Origin of the sequence: Allomesorhizobium camelthorni (genome assembly GCF_011045125.1) — a bacterium.
GTDB classification, from domain to species: domain Bacteria; phylum Pseudomonadota; class Alphaproteobacteria; order Rhizobiales; family Rhizobiaceae; genus Allomesorhizobium; species Allomesorhizobium camelthorni.
The window spans coordinates 1-529 of sequence record NZ_JAAKZF010000342.1 but is presented as its reverse complement, the minus strand read 5'-3'; the positions used below and the strand labels follow the sequence as shown (position 1 = coordinate 529).

The following is a 529-nucleotide window of genomic DNA, read 5'->3' as shown; positions in this document are numbered from 1 at the left end:
TGGGGCGACTCTGGAACTTGAGGCCAAAGAAAAAACTCTCCAGCGCCACCCTGATATCATCAGGAAGACGGGATGGGGGCGGGTCGTAGTTCATCGCACAGGCTCATGCCGTTCTTCGGGAGGGTCGCTTTCTAGACATTCAACGCAGATATAAACCAGCGGGTTCACCAGAATCCGCACCCGGGTGTGAACCGGCGCCAAACCATAACCCCTACCCCAATGTGTGTGAACCGTTTGATTTATTCCGCTTTTCCTGACCAACAGAGGGTTCAATGTGAATCGGCGTGGGGTTTCGGCGCCGATCGGCACTATAAGCCGTTGAAATGGCGGGTGGGGTTGCTTCGGTGCTGATCGACACTGGTGCGGATCAAGCGCCGCCGCGGCTATGGCGCGTGGCGCGGATGACTCGCTCCTCGACGACATCGTTGTCATCGTTGACGATCATCCTCCATTCAACCGCGCCGGCGCGAAGCGTCAGCCTGTAGTGACCGGCATCCTCGCCGTGCCCTTGCTCGACACGGCTCGTCAT

General features: G+C 58.4%; 1 protein-coding gene. It reads right to left on the bottom strand.

The features are described 5' to 3' along the window. Nucleotides 1-367 precede the first annotated feature (367 nt). Nucleotides 368-529 (bottom strand): DUF6522 family protein, encoded by a 162-nt coding sequence (locus tag G6N73_RS38990; RefSeq protein ID WP_425484204.1) that lies wholly within the window; start codon nt 527-529, stop codon nt 368-370.

Excerpts from the sequence above, each read along its gene's own strand:
- G6N73_RS38990 (WP_425484204.1), bottom strand. The coding sequence starts at position 529 with ATGACGAGCCGTGTCGAGCAAGGGCACGGCGAGGATGCCGGTCACTAC.